The following is a 15273-nucleotide window of genomic DNA, read 5'->3' as shown; positions in this document are numbered from 1 at the left end:
TCGACCGTCCATGGCGACGTTCTGCCCGAACCCGCCCCGCAGGCAGAGTACACAGGGGCGCAGCTGAAACTGGTCTGAATAGAACGAGACCAATCGGACTTGTTCTGGCAGAATCGACAACTACGCCGGGGTGCGGCCGCAACCGAAGGACGACCAACACATGACGTCACCGTGAACAAGCTATCGACGGTGGCACTGCTGATCCTGTTGGGTGCAGCCGGAACGTTCAACGGAATGTCGTTGACCTCCGACCCCACCGGTCGGTCACTGGGCTTGGATGTCGACATGCTCCCTGCGTGGCATACCTGGGACTACCGAATCTCCGGGCTGTTCGTGCTGATCTTTCTCGGACTCGGATCGTTGATCTCGGTTGCTGCTGTGCTCGTCGATGCATACGACGCTCCGACGTGTGTCGTGTTCGTGGGGTTGGTGACCATCGGGTGGGTGGTGTGGCAGATCCTCGTACTCGATATCGACGCGCCCCGCGCCCAAATCCCCCTCACCCTGTTGGGGGTCGCGTTGACCATCCTCGCGATCGGACAATTCCGCGCGCGTGCCCGCGACCGCAGCCGGCAGTAGTTACACGCCGACTGATCCGAGGAGCGCTTCTCCCGGATCGACGACCGCCACGACGGCGGCGACGAAGAGCAGAGCCATCCCGATCGTCATCAGCGCGCCGAGTGACCCGAGGGTGACGAACATTCGACGGTGAGCGGCGTCTGTCGTGTCCGTCGCCGCATATTGACGGAACGCGATCACGGTTCCGGTACCGACAACGGCGATCACCACACCCGTCGCGACGATCACCGCCCAGTTGTAATGCTCGACCTGCGTGAGCAGCTCGAGCAGAGGCGGCCTCGTATCTCCGCTCCGCACACCGTTGTCGATCAGTGACTGCGCCGTCTTCCCGTCCGCGTTGTCGTCGGAGAGCATCGGAAGCAGGGCGACGACGGGAGCTACCGTCGACTGGATGTTGATCACGGCCACGAACACCGAAAACAGTGACAGCACGGTCGAAGTACTCGCAGCGATCACGTAGCCCATGCCGGCAGTCAGAGATCGCCCCCACAGCGTCGCTGCCAGCAGGCCCAGAACGGCGGTCAGCAGTACCGAGATGACGATCTTGATGGCGTGCCATGCGAACCAGTAGTCCACCATCTCCGCCAACCCGGGAGGAAAGGTGCGAACACCGCTGCCCCAGTACTCGACCAATCCACGGCCGAGCAGCTCGCCCATGGCGGACTGATCCTGGAACTGGGGGTAGCTTCCCCGCAGCAGAGCGGCCGGTCCGAGAACGAACGCGGCTACCAATAATGCCCCTGCACATGCCAACAGAACGATCGACCAGCGGCCGCGGTGGATGGGCTTACTCATTGGGTGACTCACGGACGAGAGTCAATCATCGGGGGGCCGGGCGCACATCACTCTGTAGGACTAGATCGAGAAGCAGTGAGCCACCGATTGTCCCGAACTTCACCGAAACGGCGGCCCGTGGTCCATACTCTCGCTATGGTCAATGTAAGTGTGACGACGAGTAACGTCATTGCTCAGTCGGAAAGCGGAGGCGCGGCGCTGGACCAGGTCTTCGGTATGACGGCAGCCGCGGCCGTCGTGTCGTTGTTTCTGCTGTACCTGGCATTCATGCACCGCACTCGCCGCATCACGTGGTTGGCGAGGCTGGCGGACTACGCGGGATCGAAACTGAACTTGCCCGGCTGGGCGGCGTTGCCGCTCGTCCTGTTCGTTTCGACGATCCTGACGGCATTCTTCGGGTTCATCTGGGACGTCAGCCTGCACATCGGACGAGGGCGCGACGAGGGACCACTGGCCAACCCGGCCCACTACTTCATCCTGGTCGGCTTGTTCTTCCTGTTCATCGCGGGCGCGCTGGCGATCATTCTGCCGCTCGACGAGAAGCCCGGTCGCGCGGCCGTCAAGATCACCCGCACCTGGTACGCGCCCACGGGCGGTCTGCTGATCGCGGGCAGTGGACTGTATGCGCTCATCGGTTTTCCGTTGGACGACATCTGGCACCGCATCTTCGGCCAGGACGTCACGCTGTGGGGCCCGACGCACCTGATGCTGATCGGCGGTGCCGGACTGTCTCTGATCGGAGTCCTGCTGCTCGAGCACGAAGGCAGACTGGCGCTCGCCGCAGCACAGCAGACGTCCCCCGACGAGGTGGACGAGACTGCGCAGGGGCCCAGACGCTCGGTGTTGTCCTGGGTTCTCAAAGCCAGCGCCTTCGGTGGTCTCCTCATCGGGCTGTCGGTGTTCCAGATCGAATTCGATTTCGGAGTCGAGCAGTTCCGGTTGGTGTTCCAACCGATGCTCATCGTCGGTGCCGGCGCGTTCGCACTCGTCGCCGCACGACTGGTCGTGGGACGGGGCGCGACTCTGTTCGTCGTCGCATTTGCCGCGGTCATTCGCGAGCTGACGGCATTTGTCGTCGGTCCAGTTCTGGGTGAACCGCACAACGTCTTCGCGCTGTTCCTCGGGATCGCGGTGGTGGTCGAACTCGTCGGTCTCACTCCGCTCGTGGTGCACAGACTTCCATTCGGAATGCTCGCTGGATTCGCTGCCGCCACCGTGGGCCTGTGGCTCGAATCGTTGTGGATAGAGGCGGTATTCGTCTACCCGTGGCCGACGTCGATGTGGGTCGAGGCACTCGCGATGGCAGTACCCGTCGGCGTCATGTGTGGGCTGACGGCGGGACTGTTCGCGCAACTGCTCAGCGGTGACGGGCTGCCGGCACCTGCCGTCCGGCGCACGATCGTCGTCGCGTTGGTACTCGTCCTCGGCGGCGCGACAGCCAACGGATTGATGATCGACGTACCGGAAAACGCAACGGCGACGGTCACTCTCGCCGATGCCGCGCCTCAGGACGGTGGCCGGATGGTGACGGCGACGGTCCGTCTCGATCCAGCCGATCTGGTGTCCGACGACCCCGAGTGGGTGGCAATCCTGGCATGGCAGGGAGCCGGTGACACTCTGCGTGGTCTGGTCGTCGATCGTCTCGAACGAACCGGGCCCGGGATGTATCAGTCGACCCGTCCGGTTCCGGCGCACGGAACGTGGAAGACGTTCCTGCGTATCCAGGACGGTCGAACGTTGACCGGAACGCCGATCTTCATGGCGGCCGATCCCGGCATCGGCGCATCCGAGGTCTCGGCCGACGCCCAGTTCACGCGGCAGTTGCAGAGCGAGACTGCGCTGCTGCAGCGTGAGCGGAGCTTCGATCACCCGGCGTGGCTGTTCGGTGCCGCATCACTGGTTGTGCTCGTCTGCACTCTGGCATTGATCTGGGCTCTGTCGTGGGGCGCAGTGCGCATCAGTACCGAGACCCCGGGAGCATCGGTGTCCCGCAGGACGCTGGATTCGAGCTCCGTATGACGGCAGCATCCGACGTCGTCTATCTCGCCGATCACTCTGTGGTGTTGGCCATTCCGGCAGTCGCGCCCGCATTGATCATCGTAGCCGCGGTGCTGTACGTCGTCAGGAAGGACCGCCGGGCGGAGCGCGCAGAGAAACTCGAACAAGAAGGAGAGCACTGACATGGGACCGTCGCTACTGCGGGCAGCGATCATCGGGTGTGCAACGGTGGCGCTGGTGGCCGGCTGCGGATCGTCGTCCGGCGGTACCTCGCCCACCGCGGCAGAACCGGTGTCCAGCACCGACTCCACCCCGTCGGTCTCCGCGCAGCTCGATACTCTGCGGATGAATGTCTCGATCGTCGGAGACACGGTCGAACCGACCAATCAACGCCTCGACGCGTCTGTGGGGCAATCGATTTCGATGTCGATCAGCAGTGATATCACCGACGAACTGCACGTGCATTCGGTTCCCGAGCACACCTTCGAGATCGAGCCAGGCAAAGATCAGCTGTTCACGTTCACCGTCGACGTGCCTGGACAGGTGGATGTCGAACTGCACCACAGCGATCGCACTGTCGCCACGCTCGTCGTTCGTCCGTGATTCTCGCCCACGGCCTCGGCGGGTCGACCGATCTGCCGATCCCGGTCACCTATGCCCTGATCGGAGGGGCATGGGCGCTGGCGGCGTCGTTCGTGCTGCTGCTGTTCGCATGGCGTCGCCCCAGACTCGAACCCACGCGTGTCGTCGTGGCGTTGCCGCGGACGACGGTGGTGGCTGATTCGGCGCTCGTCCGCGGACTCGCCGGGACCTTGTCGGTACTGCTGGCGGGCACTGTCGTCGCAGCATCGGTGTGGGGGCCACAGGATTCCGGCAACGCGTTGCTCGGCACCTTCTACGTTCTGGTGTGGGTGGGCATCGTTCCGGCGTCGCTGGTGTTGGGGCGTTTCTGGCGAATCGTGTCTCCGATGCGGGCACTACACCGCGTCGTGTGCGGGCTGTTGCGTCGTCCGACGTCGGCGGCAATCGTCCCGTATCGACGCGAATGGGGTTGCGTACCAGCCGTTGTCGGACTCTTCGCGTTCGTCTGGCTCGAACTGGCTTCACCCGACTCGGGCTCGGTATCGGCTGTTCGTCTGTGGTGCGGGGTGTACGTCGTGGTGATGGCAGTCGGTGCGGCGATCTTCGGCGACGAATGGTTCTCTCGTGCAGACCCTTTCGAGGTGTACAGCGACACCGTATCTCGGTTGTCTCCAATCACCCGAGATGCCGCGTCCGGCCTGCTGGCGCTGCGGTATCCGCTCGACGGTGCGGTGAGCCTGCCGGTGCAGCGGGGCACGGTGGCCGTGCTCGCCGTTCTGCTCGGGTCCACCGCCTTCGACAGCATCGGGCAGATACCGGCATGGCGTTCGTTGGTCGACGAATCCGCTCTCGGATCGGTGCCGACCAGAACTCTCGGGTTGATTGCCGTTATCTGCGTTGTCGGAGCGGCGTTCTGGAGTGCGGCCCGTGCCACCGGGGGAGTGTCGCGTAGTCGTCGCTCCGCGCTACCCGGCCTGCTCGCCCATTCCCTGATTCCGATCGTGGTGGGTTACATGACGGCTCACTACCTCACGTACTTCGTCGAGAAGGGCCAGCAGACAATCATTTCGCTATCGGATCCATTGGGCAACGGAGCGAATGTACTCGGGCTGCAGGATGCATCGGTCTCCTACGTCCTGTCCAGCCACCCGTCGGTCGTCGCCGGCATCGCCGTCCTGTCGGTCGTGGTGGGGCACCTGGTGGGCATCACCCTCGCCCACGACGCGTCGCTGCGAACACTGCCGAAAGAACACGCGGCTACCGGTCAACTCGCCATGATGGTCGTGATGGTGCTCTACACATTCGGCGGATTGTTCCTGCTGTTCGGTGCGTAATCGGTCCCCTCGCGCCGGACCCTGACAATCGTCACCGCGGCCAACACCAACCCGGCGAGTGTGAGGAAGTCGGACTCGGTGAGACCTCTCTCTGCGTCGACCACGTACAAGGTTCTGCCTTCGATGGGGGCGTTGAAGAACAGCCACAGCACCGAGACGACACTCAGCGATATCGCCGCGGGCCACGACGGCCTGGCCAGACACCATGCTGCTGAGGCGAACACAGCGTTCATCAGAACGAGGGCATGGAACGGATCGATAGATGGCACCGGTACATCATGACGGAGTGCGTGCCAGACGACGACATCCCGAGCTCAGCGTTCACTGCGACAGAAAACCCGCGCTTCGGGATCTGCCGAGGGGTCTGGCACGAAGTCGGCACAATCTTTCATGACGGGCAGACCCTGGTAGTCGGCCAGTTGCGGACATACATATGCCAGTGCCGAATAGACAAGAAGATCGAACTGGGCTGCCTGATCACCAGCAATCGACGGGGCCGCCCGGTCGGTGGGATGCAGTTGCTCCCACATCTGGCGGACTCCGGAACCGGCGACCGAGTTGCACGCTGCGCGTCCATACTGTGCAACCTGGCCTCGGAGGGCGCGGAACTCGACCCCCGAGTGCAGCTGCCCGTCGTTGATGGGCAGACCGCACACTGCACGTGAGAAGGCTGCATCTCCGCCGCTCGGAACTTCGTCGTTCGGCCCTAGCTGCCACTCCGTGCGCTTGTCCTCGGCGAGTTGTGCAGGTGATGGGAACGATTGATCCGGGTAGGCGGCACGCTGGTCGTCGAACACCGTCTGCCAGTACGTGACGTAGTCGTCCTCGGTGATGTTCGGCTGGTCGGAGTCCACACAAACGGCGGTTTCGTCGACGGGGGCGTTGGTAGGAGCGGTCGTGTAATAGCGCTCGGACGTCGGCGACGCGGTAGTGGGTGGGGCCACGGCCGGTGTGCCGCATGCGGTTGCCACGAACACTGCAGCAACCGGGATGATCGACCACCTCATGCCGCCAAACCCTAACAGGGAGTAGCGGTTCGCATCTGACACCCGGCCGCCCATGTGCAGCTGGGATACTCACGTGGTGAACCCCTTCTTCCCGAACCGAGAGCAAGTGTTGACCGGGACATGGACGCCATCGAGTGGAGTCGAGATAACGCATGCTGACCTGCCTGACCCTTGGTTGCGTGCTATTCACCGACTCAGCCGTGATCTGCATGTGCGCCAGTACAGCGGTCTGATCGAACACATCGATTGGGTAGCCGAGTACGACCCCGACGGCGGCGCGGTGTGGCTTGCGAGCGCGGTCACCATCACCGGGCGGCGAGCCAACGGTCTGAACGGCAACGGCACCGGCGCGAACATCGATGCCGATGAAGATGCTGCGTTGTGGTCGATGGCGGATCTTGTCCAGAACGCAGTAGCCGAGGCCCACACAGCGTGGCCGTGGGGTGATGCCGGCGGGTTCATGAGCCCTCAGCTCGTCGACGACGTAGCTGTGTGGCGCGACAGGAACGGCACCATCACACGAATGGGCGAGCTCGCAGAGAGCACGTGATCGATCGAGGACCCGTGCCGTCATCGCCCGGCATCTGCTTGCAGCACATCGTCGATCGTGTGACCGATCCAGCGTTCGTATCGGTCGGCGGGGGCCAGTTTCGGAAAGAACTCGCGACGCACGACGGAGATGAGTCCCACATGGTCGTAATCCGGCCTTTGGAATGGCAACTGGTTCGGGTGGTCGACCTGATATTGCACCTTGAGTAAGGTTTCCAGGGCGTAGAACAGGGCTGTGAACGGCTCGTCTCCGCTGGCCTCGGTCAAAGAATTGATCGCTACTGAAGCCGCCGTCGGGACCTGCTCGCCGCTGTCCGATGTGACCCACATCTGGATGCGGGTGTCGGCGTTGAAGGCGTCCCACACTTTAGTGCTGTGCCTGTCGTCGAACGGTGCCGGGAGCGGGACGTTGTTCTCGAACGCCTCGAGTCCGGCACGAATCCAGTCGATATCTGCAACGCCGGCCAACGTGTAAGACCTGCGCACGGCCCATGCTGCGATCTTGCGAAGTTTCGGTGCGCGGGCGCGCGCGAGGGCGTCGACGAGCATTCGATCGTGAAACGCGAACTGTTGGGACGTGGCGGCCCGGTCCAGCTTGTCGGTGGGTGGTCGCCCACCCCAGTTGATCGCGTTCTGTTTCACTTGGTTCGCCATGTGCTCGTAGCCGTACTTGATGTACAGGGTCGCGTCTGCGACGGGATCCGGGTCCCACCAGCTTCGGACCTTGTGGACGGTGATGTCGTCGTTCCCCACCGTGTCGGTCTTGTGGAGTCGCCGCAGTGCGGCGGGCTGGGTAACTTTCCAGACCTGCACGAGGTAGGACTCGGTGGGTGCGGTGACGGTCTGGTCCGGGCTCGCATCTCGACCTCGCGCGCTGACGCGGAAGGTGTTGAGGCCCTTCGTTATCGACAGCGCTGGGAAATCCTGCGAGATCTCACCATCGAGAGTGATGACCCGGAACGGTTTGCTCACTTTGATCGTGGCTTCTTCGATGACCTCCCACTCGACCTCAGCGCCAGGGTCGCCGGGAGCGGTAGTAAGCAGTTCGACCGTCACCGATACCGGGCCGTACGCCACACCTGTCATGACAGTGACGAAGTTCCGTCCTACTTCGATCACGCTGCCGGTCACAGCTGGTTCGTAGGTCTCTGCAGACGGTGATCCGACGACGAACTGGTGATGGTCGGCTTCGACAATTCCGGAGTGCTTCACGAAACCTGCTCTCTAGGAATGGACGTCGAGACATTCCAAGGATCTGCGCTGCCACGATCGTCCCAGCCGCCGACGCGCGATGTCATGATCAGAGCTTATGAGATCGAGAACATCGTCAGCAAGGGTCGAATACCTGGGATCCCTGAAGGGCTGAGGAGACCGCACCGGCCGTCGCGCCAGTAGTGTCGACGTTCGTGACGATCAACCCTGGAGTCGGTGGTGCGTCGGCGCGAGGTCGACTACGAGACCTTCCGTCGGTGGTCAAGCTGGTGCTGGCTTCGATGGTGTTGTTCAATGTCGGCTTCTATCTGGTGGTTCCGTTTCTCGCGGTGCATCTGTCCGAGGAACTCGGATTCGCGAGTTGGATCGTCGGGCTCGTCTTGGGCCTGCGCACGTTCAGTCAGCAGGGCATGTTCTTTCTCGGCGGCAGTATCGCCGATCGTTTCGGTCGTCGACCGGTCATTCTGTGGGGCATAGCAATACGCATCGTCGGGTTCGTTGTGCTGGCGCTTGCGAGCAGCCTGCCCGCAGTGATCGTCGGGATTCTGCTGATCGGTTTCGCCGCAGCATTGTTCGCGCCCGCGGTGGAATCGGCCAACGCTGATATCGGTCGACAGCTCGAAGACTCGGGCGTTATCAAGCGCACCGAACTGTTCGGTTATGAGCAGATGAGCAGTCGGCTCGGCACCGTGCTCGGGCCCGCGTTGGGGGCGGTGCTCCTGGTGTTCCCGTTCTCGGCCTCCGCCGCCGTGGCCGCAATCTTGTTCGCCGGCATGTGGTTCGGGTTCTACTTTCTGTTCCCCAGGACAATCGAAACGGGCAGTGTCGTCGGTACTTCCATCACCCGGGTCTGGCGTGTGGTGTTGGGCAATCGACGCTATGTCGTCCTGGCCACGCTGTGCAGCGCACAGTTCGTCGCGCTCGCTCAGCTGTATCTGATGCTGCCCGAGCAACTCTCACTACGCATCGGCTCGCAGGATCTGCTCGGCTGGTTCTACGTGGGGGCAGCGGTACTGGTGATCGTCGGTCAGCGGCCGATGGTGGCGGTCGCGGCACGGATGGGATCACGGGCCGCAACAACCATCGGCCTGGCCGTGATGGCGGCGTCGTTCGTGATTCCGGCGGTAGGGCCAGGAACCATCACCGACTCGGTGTGGCCGTACGTGCAGATTGCAGCGTGGATCGCGCTACTGCACCTGGGGCAGATGTTGATGGTGCCCTCGATGCGAGACACGCTCGCTGGAATTGCCGGAGAGCGTTATCTGGGAGCGCATTTCGGGCTGCTCAACACCATCGGTGGATGTCTGTCGTTGATCGGAACGATCGGCGTCGGGTATCTCTACGATCGACTCGACGACGGCAGCGTTGCAGCGGCGACCCCATGGTTGGTGGTCGCCGGTTGCATCGCGGTGCCTGCCGTCGTGCTCGGTGTGTGGTCGTCGATGTCCGACGCTATCTGGCCGCGTCGACAGCCTTGATGTCGTCGATGAACGCAGACAGCACGAACGGGATGGTCAGCGGATTCGGCATCGACACTGCGTCGGAGACAATCGGATCCAGAGCGATCAATCCACCGTTGCGCACGACACCCAGACTGGTGAAGGTCTCCTGCGATTCCATGGACTCGCGGTGGAGTTCGTAATTGTCGAAGAAAAGGTAGTCACAGTCGAGCAAGCTGTAGCCTTCCGCCGACAGTTCGGTGTTCAACTTGCCATCGAATTGGGACGCCAATGCGGCGGGTGCTTCGAAGCCGAGTGCGGTCAACAGCTGGGCCCGCGCCGAGTCGGGACTGAACGCCCGTAGCTTGCCGTCACTCCACCTGATGACCAATGCAGCCGTCTTGCCGACGAACTGCGGATTGTCGGTTCGAGCCTGCTCCACAAGGGCTTCGACGCGATCGACATCGGCCTGAGCGGCGCTCGGCAAACCCACCGCACGCCCAATTCTGGTGGTCACCTCCTGCCACGGCAGCACCCAATCGGTCTGACCCGCAGCGTGCAGCACCGTCGGCGCAATCGCACTGAGCTGCGCGTAGACGTTGTCGTCGATGGCGTTGTTGACGGCGATGATCAGATCGGGGGCAGCGGCGGCGATCGTCTCCACGTCGAACTCGGTCGTCGCATTCGCCAGTGCGACCGGTTCGTCACCCTTGACGGTCGGTTCGGCCCAGATGCCGATGCCGTCGTCGGTCGAGCCCTTCCACACCGGCACCAGTACGGGCGTCAGACCCAACGACAGCAGCACGTCGGAGTCGCCGATGCCCACCGCGGCGATACGGGTGGGAGCGGAGTCGATGGTCGTGGAACCGAGCTTGTGCTCGATCGTCACAGGGAACGCGCCGCTCTCGACGTTCGCCGCCGAACTGGAGCCATCCGAACGTTCCGCCGAGCCGTTGGCGCAGCCGGCAACAACGAGACCGGCGACCGACACGAACGTCATCGACAACGCAGTCCGCCGATTCACCACGGGATTCATCGAGTCTCCTTCGAGCGTAGTTTGGATGCCCTAATCTAAACCACCCTCGCCCGATTGTGCTGTCCTACGTTCTGCGGTCGATACCTTCTCGAATGGCTACGGAACGTAGAACGTCGCGAACCCCGGCACGGTGGTTGCGGAAGTCGGTAGTCCGACGAGTACCACTTGCCCTGGCCCGCTGTACACGATTGCCTCGTGCGGAAATCCGAAGAGGGCGTCGGACAATCGGGCGTTGCCACTGGCCCCGGTAGTCAGGTTCACCCAGCGCACGTCGGAAATGAGGTAGCACCCGGTGTTGGCGTTCGGGACGTCCGTGACCTTGGCGATCCCGGGTTGCTCGCCGACCACCACGGCGCAATTGCTCGGGGGTGAATCGACACTGCCCCTGGGGTTTCCGTAGGGCGCTGGGTTGAATTGAAACGGGATCGTCACCTCCGCGGACGCCACTGCAGTTGACGCGAACGCCGCACCGACCATCACCGCACCGCACACTGCAAGCCGCTGAACGAGTCTTGCCATAACAACCTCCACTGGGTTCGGAATCCGGCGATGGCCCCATCCTCTCTTCTATTCGAGGCGAGATGGTGGCAAACGAGCTATCGAGACGCCATCGACACTGGGTACGGGAGGGGGTCAGGTGTACGGTCCGGTGATGCAGGACGACATCGAAAGACGCATAGCCGACGCCACTCTCGTGATCATCGGCGAGAGTCTGTCGTCGATGACGGAAATCCTCAGGGGCCTGGGTGACGAGCTGGCCAACACCACACCGGATCTGCCGGGTGTCAACAGTCCGTACGCCATCGTCTTCCACTGTGTCGCCGTGATCGAGCACTGGGGAGGCTCGGTGATCGCCGGCCTGAAACTTCCGCGGGACCGCGCCACGGAGTTCACTGCCACCGGCCGGGTCGATGACCTGATCAGACGGGTCGACGACGTTCGTACGCGTCTGCCGGAGTGGGTGGATATGGCATTGCGCGAGGGGATTCGTGATCGGACCGTCATGGGTTCCACACGCCCGGAGCTCGCAACCGCCACCCCGGAATGGGTGTTGACTCACCTCGTGCGTGAGCTGTCCCAACACCTCGGCCAGCTGGAGCTCACGCGCGACGTCCTTCGTCGGGCGTGACGACTGCCGACGTTTCTGTTGTCCGCGTTCTCGATGAACGAAGGTACGAATCATCACGCCCTCTGCCGCCGGAGCCTGGGGGAGTGCCACATGGGGGCGCCGACTGCAACGGCAACCGTTGTCGTTGTGGCTATGCGAATCTTGGTGTGTAGTAGGTGCGATGAAGAGTCGGTGGTCGGCAGTGTCCAGCCTCGGTGCCGTGCTGGTGCTCCTGGCGTTGGTGCTCGCAGGGTGCACGCACAGCGGCACCGCTGGCGAGTCGGTTGAAACGGTCGATCGGCGGGACCCGGCAGCGGTGGTCCGAGGTTGGGTCGATGCGGTCAACGCCGGCGATTCGTCGACGGGTGAGTCCTTGGTCGCGGACGAGGGGTGGCAGGGGATGCAGGGCTGGTTCGACGCACCCCGTGCGCACCTGGACAACCTCGAGATCGTCAGAGTTACCGAGGAAGACCCGACCCCGGGTACAGCCGCCGAAGGCTATCGATTCGAGGCCTGGGTGTCGGTGCGCTTCGATCTCACCGGCGGCGACGGGTCCATGCACGAAGGGGCAACAACCTGGGGATACATCCTCGCACGGCAGGAATCGTCGGATCCGTGGTCGATCGTGAGCAACGGCATGTCGCACCCCTGCACCCGCAGCCACCTGACTATTCATTGCCAGCGCAGAAATGCACTCGGCGACAGGTGATCACGATCGCACGTGCAAGGCGAAACTCGACTGCCCGCGTTCTTCGAGGCCTTCTTTGAGACGAAGGGACGGCATCTCGTAATCGCCGAAGTTCTGTTTCCTGAACGCTATTGGTTCGGTTGCCTCGAGTTCGAGTAGTCGCCGTTCCCAGTTCTTCGCCGCAACCGCGTACTCCTCGGCCGTCAATCGATCGGATCCGTGGACGACGAACGGAGGCAGAACGTCGATTCCCGGGTAGTAGAGGACGCCGTGGTGGATGGGGAACAACAGGTCGTCGATGGGGCCGTTGATGCCACGATCGGAGTAGTGGGCTTCCGGGCCGCCCACGGTCACCGACAGCAGTGCTCTTTTGCCGGCGAGGGTTCCCTCGCCGAAGCGCTCACCGTACTTGGTGTCGCTGTGTTCGCCGACGCCATAAGCGAAGTGGTAGGTGAACACTCGGTCCACCCATCCCTTCAGGATCGCGGGCATCGAGTACCACCACAGGGGGAATTGGAAGATGATGGTGTCGGCCCACAACAGCTTTCCCTGCTCGGTGCGGACGTCGGACGTGAGGGTGCCAGTGTCGAAGGCCCGTCCGGAATCTGCAGCCACCCGCAGCGGCGACGACGCGGCAGGACCGTAGTCCGACGCGTCCAGTGCGGCCTTCCAGTTCGATCCGTAGAGATCGGTCACCTGCACTTCGTGACCGGCGGCTTCCAACGTGGTGACGGCCAGATCTTTGAGGGAGTGGTTGAGCGACTGCGGTTCTGGGTGGGCGTAGACGATGAGCGTCTTCACGGGTGCTCCCTGTTGTCGAGTTGTGTTCGAGTGACGCCTTCACCCTGTCTGGTTCTGTCCGTCTCGTTCAGGGGCGCGATGTCCTGTGGTCGGTGTTCCTGGTATCGGCGGTACCACTCTCGACCGACGAATCCGGGGGATACTTCAGGTGTGGACGATTTGGCGAACTTCTTGAGGATTCGGCGGTCCCGGGTCGATCCGGCGTCGGTCGGAATTCCCGTCGACCGGTATCGCCGCGTCGACGGGCTGCGGCGCGAGGAGGTCGCTCACCTGTCGGGTGTCAGCATCGACTACTACGTTCGTCTCGAACAGGGCCGTGCCACTCAGCCGTCCGAGCAGATTCTCGATGCCTTGGCACGGGTGTTCGCTCTGGACGACACCGAACGGGCGCACCTGGATCGGCTTGCCCGTCGGCGTCGTCGACCTGCGAAGACCCCGAAGGGGCGCGTGCGCCCCGAACTTCTGCGCGTCCTCGATCTGGTCGAGGGAGCGCCTGCGTTCATCATGGATCACCGCATGAATGTGCTTGCGGGCAACAGACTTGCGCGTGTGCTGTACGGCCAACCCATCCCGGGGTTGAACACTGCGCGGCACATCTTTCTCGAAGAGACCGAGCGGGGGCTGTACGACGACTGGAACACCTGCACCATGGATGTCGTCGGTCATCTTCGGCTTGCTGCGGGACAATATCCGGACGATCCCCAGTTGGCGTCGCTGATCGGCGAATTGTCCATGGGGAGTGACCGATTCCGTCGACTGTGGGCACGCGCTGATGTGTGCGCTCGAACGCACGGGCGCAAGGCCTACCGTCACCCGCTGGTGGGTTTGTTGGAGCTTCATCAGGAGAACTTCGCTCTGCCGGGTGAGCCGGGAATGGAGATGATCGTCCTGAGCGCCGCGGCCGGCAGTGCCAGCGAGGACGGCTTGCGGCTGCTTGCAGCCCTCGCGCTCGATACGGCGTCGGACAGTGAATGTGCTACTGCGAGAGACGATCACCCGAGCTCACAGGGGTGACGCCGGTGATCAGGTCGATCATTCCGAACGGGGATCGTTCCCCGAGGCACAGGTCGAGCGTTTCGTGTGACTGGATGGCCACTGCCTCACTGCGGGTGAACAGGGACTTCTCGTAGACGGACAGCGCTTCGTCGATGTTGTCGCGGTGATCGGCAATGGCGCGAGCAAGTTCGGCACCGTCGAACATCGAGAGATTCGCGCCGTCTCCGGAGGGAGGCATCAGGTGTGCGGCATCGCCCACGAGGGTTACTCCCGGCGTGCGATCCCAGCGGTGGTCGTTGGGGAGCGTGAAGATCTTTCGGGGAACCAGCGCGGTCTCGCCGTCGGTGATCAATGCGGTCAATTCCTGTGCCCATCCATCGAATTCGGCTGCGATCGCGGCTTTGGCCGAGGCGGCGTCGGTGAAGTCGATCGCGTCGATCCAGTCGACGCTGCGATTGAGCTGAACGTACGTGTGCAGGATGTCGCCGGCCTCGCGATGCACGGAGATCCCCTTGCCCGGGGTGAGGGCGAACATCGCACCGCCGCCGACTGCGCGAGCCGTCGCGGGGTGATGCGCGTCGACGTCGTGCAGGTAGGTCTCGACGAAGACGGTGCCCACGTAGCTGGGTACGGCATCCGAGAGCAGAGACCGCACTCGTGACCACGCGCCGTCGGCCCCGACGAGCAGATCACTGAACGTCGTGAATCCGTTCGCGAACTCGAGTGCGTGTCGATCGTCGCCCAGTGGACGGACAGAGGTGAGCTTGTGGCCCCACTGAACGGTGTCGGCCGGCAGTGAGTCGAGCAGAATGCGTCGCAGGTCGCCGCGCAGTACCTCCGGTCGACCTCCGGTGCCGTCGTCTGGTTCGTCGAGCAGAGCCTCGCCGTTCGGACGCAGGACGCGAGTCGCTTCGCCTCCCTCGTGAATGATGGCGCGGAACTGTTCTGTGAGCCCGGCCGCGGCGAGGGCGACCTGCCCGTCCTCCTCGTGGATGTCGAGCTGCCCGCCCTGGGTGCGCACGTCAGGCGTGGCGTCGGCCTCGTACACCGTGGCGGCGATTCCGTGCGCGTGCAGTACCCGTGCCAGCACCAGGCCGCCGAGTCCTGCACCGATGATCGAGATGGATGTCTTCATGAATGTCTCCGCTC

At 63.2% G+C, this 15273-nt stretch carries 18 protein-coding genes; 10 read left to right on the top strand and 8 right to left on the bottom strand.

The features are described 5' to 3' along the window. The first annotated feature begins 171 nt into the window (after positions 1–171). On the top strand, positions 172–579 hold the full coding sequence (locus tag JLZ96_RS10580; RefSeq protein ID WP_045841083.1) for a hypothetical protein: 408 nt from the start codon (positions 172–174) through the stop codon (positions 577–579). On the opposite strand, the gene JLZ96_RS10575 is transcribed toward JLZ96_RS10580, so the two are convergent. Then, positions 580–1374, bottom strand: coding sequence for a hypothetical protein (locus JLZ96_RS10575; protein WP_201010051.1), 795 nt, complete (start codon positions 1372–1374; stop codon positions 580–582). It abuts the gene before it with no gap. 135 nt (positions 1375–1509) lie between these two features. Between JLZ96_RS10575 and JLZ96_RS10570 the strand changes: the two genes are divergently transcribed. From JLZ96_RS10570 to JLZ96_RS10555, 4 genes are read left to right on the top strand one after another with little or no spacing between them, the layout of a single operon-like run. Continuing rightward, positions 1510–3393 carry a hypothetical protein gene (locus JLZ96_RS10570; protein WP_201010050.1) on the top strand — a complete coding sequence of 628 codons (1884 nt, stop codon included), beginning with the start codon at positions 1510–1512 and terminating at the stop codon, positions 3391–3393. Continuing rightward, on the top strand, positions 3390–3554 hold the full coding sequence (locus JLZ96_RS10565) for a hypothetical protein (RefSeq protein WP_167326471.1): 165 nt from the start codon (positions 3390–3392) through the stop codon (positions 3552–3554). The genes JLZ96_RS10570 and JLZ96_RS10565 overlap by 4 nt, the downstream gene beginning before the upstream one ends. Before the next feature lies 1 nt (position 3555). Then, positions 3556–3975, top strand: coding sequence for a hypothetical protein (locus tag JLZ96_RS10560; protein WP_201010049.1), 420 nt, complete (start codon positions 3556–3558; stop codon positions 3973–3975). Continuing rightward, the gene (locus JLZ96_RS10555) at positions 3972–5288 is read left to right on the top strand and encodes a hypothetical protein (protein ID WP_201010048.1); all 1317 of its coding nucleotides are present in this window, start codon (positions 3972–3974) and stop codon (positions 5286–5288) included. Before JLZ96_RS10560 ends, JLZ96_RS10555 begins: the two co-directional genes overlap by 4 nt. Here JLZ96_RS10555 and JLZ96_RS10550 read toward each other — a convergent pair. Both JLZ96_RS10550 and JLZ96_RS10545 read right to left on the bottom strand, forming a co-directional pair. Continuing rightward, positions 5249–5557, bottom strand: coding sequence for a hypothetical protein (locus JLZ96_RS10550; RefSeq protein ID WP_201010047.1), 309 nt, complete (start codon positions 5555–5557; stop codon positions 5249–5251). The genes JLZ96_RS10555 and JLZ96_RS10550 overlap by 40 nt on opposite strands. 45 nt (positions 5558–5602) lie before the next feature. Next, positions 5603–6295, bottom strand: a complete 693-nt coding sequence (locus tag JLZ96_RS10545; RefSeq protein ID WP_201010046.1) for a hypothetical protein — start codon at positions 6293–6295, stop codon at positions 5603–5605. A 211-nt stretch (positions 6296–6506) separates the two neighbouring features. On the opposite strand from JLZ96_RS10545, the gene JLZ96_RS10540 reads away from it, so the two are divergent. Continuing rightward, positions 6507–6845: a hypothetical protein gene (locus JLZ96_RS10540; RefSeq protein ID WP_236253883.1), complete on the top strand. Its 339-nt coding sequence runs from the start codon at positions 6507–6509 to the stop codon at positions 6843–6845. Between the two features lie 20 nt (positions 6846–6865). Here the strand turns inward: JLZ96_RS10540 and JLZ96_RS10535 are convergent, their stop codons facing one another. Continuing rightward, positions 6866–8056 (bottom strand): transposase, encoded by a 1191-nt coding sequence (locus tag JLZ96_RS10535; protein WP_201010044.1) that lies wholly within the window; start codon positions 8054–8056, stop codon positions 6866–6868. Positions 8057–8250: 194 nt separating this feature from the next. Between JLZ96_RS10535 and JLZ96_RS10530 the strand changes: the two genes are divergently transcribed. Continuing rightward, positions 8251–9534 (top strand): MFS transporter, encoded by a 1284-nt coding sequence (locus JLZ96_RS10530; RefSeq protein ID WP_236253881.1) that lies wholly within the window; start codon positions 8251–8253, stop codon positions 9532–9534. Here the strand turns inward: JLZ96_RS10530 and JLZ96_RS10525 are convergent. Together JLZ96_RS10525 and JLZ96_RS10520 are read right to left on the bottom strand one after the other, a co-directional pair. Continuing rightward, the gene (locus JLZ96_RS10525; RefSeq protein ID WP_201010043.1) at positions 9509–10531 is read right to left on the bottom strand and encodes an ABC transporter substrate-binding protein; all 1023 of its coding nucleotides are present in this window, start codon (positions 10529–10531) and stop codon (positions 9509–9511) included. The genes JLZ96_RS10530 and JLZ96_RS10525 overlap by 26 nt on opposite strands. A 96-nt stretch (positions 10532–10627) precedes the next feature. Beyond that, positions 10628–11050, bottom strand: a complete 423-nt coding sequence (locus JLZ96_RS10520) for a hypothetical protein (protein WP_236253880.1) — start codon at positions 11048–11050, stop codon at positions 10628–10630. A gap of 133 nt (positions 11051–11183) precedes the next feature. Here JLZ96_RS10520 and JLZ96_RS10515 point away from each other — a divergent pair, with 133 nt between their 5' ends. Together JLZ96_RS10515 and JLZ96_RS10510 are read left to right on the top strand one after the other, a co-directional pair. After that, the gene (locus JLZ96_RS10515; protein ID WP_201010042.1) at positions 11184–11660 is read left to right on the top strand and encodes a DinB family protein; all 477 of its coding nucleotides are present in this window, start codon (positions 11184–11186) and stop codon (positions 11658–11660) included. Positions 11661–11820: 160 nt separating this feature from the next. Continuing rightward, the gene (locus tag JLZ96_RS10510) at positions 11821–12348 is read left to right on the top strand and encodes a hypothetical protein (RefSeq protein WP_201010041.1); all 528 of its coding nucleotides are present in this window, start codon (positions 11821–11823) and stop codon (positions 12346–12348) included. Here the strand turns inward: JLZ96_RS10510 and JLZ96_RS10505 are convergent, their stop codons facing one another. Next, entirely contained in the window at positions 12349–13128 is a 780-nt protein-coding gene (locus JLZ96_RS10505) for an NAD(P)H-dependent oxidoreductase (protein WP_201010040.1), read from the bottom strand. Positions 13129–13278: 150 nt separating this feature from the next. Here JLZ96_RS10505 and JLZ96_RS10500 point away from each other — a divergent pair, with 150 nt between their 5' ends. Then, a complete protein-coding gene (locus JLZ96_RS10500; RefSeq protein ID WP_201010039.1) occupies positions 13279–14142 on the top strand; it encodes a helix-turn-helix transcriptional regulator in 864 nt (287 codons plus the stop codon). Here JLZ96_RS10500 and JLZ96_RS10495 read toward each other — a convergent pair. Continuing rightward, positions 14105–15259: an NAD(P)/FAD-dependent oxidoreductase gene (locus JLZ96_RS10495; RefSeq protein ID WP_201010038.1), complete on the bottom strand. Its 1155-nt coding sequence runs from the start codon at positions 15257–15259 to the stop codon at positions 14105–14107. The genes JLZ96_RS10500 and JLZ96_RS10495 overlap by 38 nt on opposite strands. Positions 15260–15273: the final 14 nt, after the last annotated feature.

The sequence above is a fragment of the Rhodococcus sp. NKCM2511 genome (assembly GCF_014905595.1).
Lineage (GTDB): Bacteria > Actinomycetota > Actinomycetes > Mycobacteriales > Mycobacteriaceae > Rhodococcoides > Rhodococcoides fascians.
This window is presented reverse-complemented; position numbering and strand designations above follow the sequence as displayed.

Coding starts and splice junctions, on each gene's coding strand:
- JLZ96_RS10495 (WP_201010038.1), bottom strand. CDS start 15,259: ATGAAGACATCCATCTCGATCATCGGTGCAGGACTCGGCGGCCTGGTG.
- JLZ96_RS10565 (WP_167326471.1), top strand. CDS start 3,390: ATGACGGCAGCATCCGACGTCGTCTATCTCGCCGATCACTCTGTGGTG.
- JLZ96_RS10510 (WP_201010041.1), top strand. CDS start 11,821: ATGAAGAGTCGGTGGTCGGCAGTGTCCAGCCTCGGTGCCGTGCTGGTG.
- JLZ96_RS10515 (WP_201010042.1), top strand. CDS start 11,184: ATGCAGGACGACATCGAAAGACGCATAGCCGACGCCACTCTCGTGATC.
- JLZ96_RS10525 (WP_201010043.1), bottom strand. CDS start 10,531: ATGAATCCCGTGGTGAATCGGCGGACTGCGTTGTCGATGACGTTCGTG.
- JLZ96_RS10520 (WP_236253880.1), bottom strand. CDS start 11,050: ATGGCAAGACTCGTTCAGCGGCTTGCAGTGTGCGGTGCGGTGATGGTC.
- JLZ96_RS10545 (WP_201010046.1), bottom strand. CDS start 6,295: ATGAGGTGGTCGATCATCCCGGTTGCTGCAGTGTTCGTGGCAACCGCA.
- JLZ96_RS10575 (WP_201010051.1), bottom strand. CDS start 1,374: ATGAGTAAGCCCATCCACCGCGGCCGCTGGTCGATCGTTCTGTTGGCA.
- JLZ96_RS10560 (WP_201010049.1), top strand. CDS start 3,556: ATGGGACCGTCGCTACTGCGGGCAGCGATCATCGGGTGTGCAACGGTG.
- JLZ96_RS10570 (WP_201010050.1), top strand. CDS start 1,510: ATGGTCAATGTAAGTGTGACGACGAGTAACGTCATTGCTCAGTCGGAA.